The organism is Vibrio sp. 1731, assembly GCF_033339955.1.
Taxonomy (GTDB): domain Bacteria; phylum Pseudomonadota; class Gammaproteobacteria; order Enterobacterales; family Vibrionaceae; genus Vibrio; species Vibrio alginolyticus.
Genome location: NZ_JAWOVO010000073.1, coordinates 1 through 1,552, shown reverse-complemented (window position 1 = coordinate 1,552; position 1,552 = coordinate 1). Strand labels below are relative to the sequence as shown.

The following is a 1,552-nucleotide window of genomic DNA, read 5'->3' as shown; positions in this document are numbered from 1 at the left end:
CCGGTGACCTGATCGGCATTTGGGGCATGACGCGCAACATCACCCGTCGCAAGATGGTGGAAACGCAATTGTCGTTGGCGTCGAAAATCTTCAACAACTCGCAAGAAGGTATGGTCATTACCGACAGCAATGCCAATATCATTGATGTCAACAACGCGTTCTCGCAGATCACCGGATTCAGCGCCGAAGAAGTGATTGGGAAGAACCCCAACATTCTCCGTTCTGGGCACCATGATGATGCTTTTTACCAACAACTTTGGCAGCAACTTGAAACCAAAGGTCAATGGAAAGGCGAGTTTATCAACCGCAAACGTGATGGCAGCATTTACCCGCAATTAGCCACTATTAGCGCGGTAATGGATGACAAAAACCACCTAATTAACTACATCTGTGTGTTTGAGGACATCTCAGTGCGCAAAGCGCACGAAGAGAAACTGCAACGCATGGCGTTTTACGATCCGCTGACCAACTTACCCAACCGAACCCATTTGATCAGCTTGTTGGAACAGCACATCGAGATGGAACAACCTTTCGCTACGTTGTTTCTTGATATCGACCACTTTAAGCACATTAACGACAGCATGGGCCATTTCTGTGGTGATCAACTGTTGTCGAAACTGGCGGTTCGCCTGCAAGACATTTTGCACCTGAACGCGCATGTGGCTCGCATCGGTGGCGATGAATTTGTCATCGTACTGCCGGACATTGACGGCGATTCTCCGTTACTCGAAACGTTAAGCTCGATTTTGGGCGTGTTCCGCCGCCCGTTCGATCTGGCAAATCACGATTCGCTGCGGATCTCCACCAGCATCGGTATCGCACTCTACCCGAACGACGGTCAAGACAGTGAAACGCTGCTAAAAAACGCCGACACCGCAATGTATCTGGCGAAGAAAAATGGCCGTAACGGCTACGCGTTCTACTCTCCGGATTTAACTGACAAATCGGTATCGCACGTCCGTATTCAATCTGCGCTGCATGAAGCGATAGAAAAAGAACAGCTGCATTTGGTGTATCAGCCACAATACAACCTCGCGCAAAACGCAATTATTGGTGTGGAAGCCTTGGTGCGTTGGGAACACCCTGAATTTGGCTTAGTGCCACCTGCGGATTTTATTCCTATCGCAGAGAAGACGGGCTTGATTCAAAGCATCGGCGAATGGGTCCTCAAAGACGCCTGTTTACAAGGGACAGACTGGCTGGCGAGAGGCGTTCAATTTGGCAAAATTGCAGTCAATGTATCAGCACTTCAATTGCAACAGTCGCGCTTCATCAACAAGCTCAAAACCATCCTTCGTGAAACGGGATTCCCGGCGCATCGCTTGGAGCTGGAAATTACCGAAAGCTTTTTGCTTATCGATCCAAAACTGTCCATCGCATCGCTAAATCAGCTGTGTGAACTCGGAATCGAGATTTCGTTGGATGACTTCGGCACAGGCTATTCTTCGCTGTCGTACCTCAAAGGTTTGCCAATCAACAAACTGAAAATCGACCGCTCGTTTGTCAGTGATGTGCCTAACGACAACGACAGCAACGCCATTGTTAACGCCAT

General features: G+C 49.0%; 1 protein-coding gene. It reads left to right on the top strand.

The window, feature by feature from the left end; genetic code table 11:
- A partial coding sequence (locus R7035_RS25225; RefSeq protein ID WP_318146326.1) for a putative bifunctional diguanylate cyclase/phosphodiesterase occupies window positions 1-1,552 on the top strand: 1,552 nt, incomplete at both ends.